The sequence below is a fragment of the Methylobacterium sp. E-016 genome (assembly GCF_022829745.1).
Taxonomy (GTDB): Bacteria; Pseudomonadota; Alphaproteobacteria; order Rhizobiales; family Beijerinckiaceae; genus Methylobacterium.
Genome location: NZ_JAKSYF010000045.1, coordinates 1 through 201 on the forward strand (window position 1 = coordinate 1; position 201 = coordinate 201).

General features: G+C 65.2%; 1 protein-coding gene. It reads right to left on the bottom strand.

Annotation, left to right across the window (positions count from 1 at the left end):
- Window positions 1-201, bottom strand: a 201-nt coding sequence (locus MKK68_RS03600) for an ATP-binding cassette domain-containing protein (RefSeq protein WP_279605190.1), incomplete at both ends; no start/stop codon positions are given.

Genomic DNA, 201 nt, shown 5'->3' on the forward strand with positions numbered 1-201 from the left:
GGTGACGCGCTTGTCCCCGATGAACACGTCGCCGGAATCCGGCTGCTCGAACCCCGCGATCAGCCGAAGCGAGGTCGTCTTGCCGCAACCGCTCGGGCCAAGCAGCGAGAACAGCGAACCGCGCGGAATGGTCAGATCGAGGCGGTGCAGAGCGGTCACACTGCCGAAGCGCTTCTCGACCCCAGAGAAGCGCACTTCAGA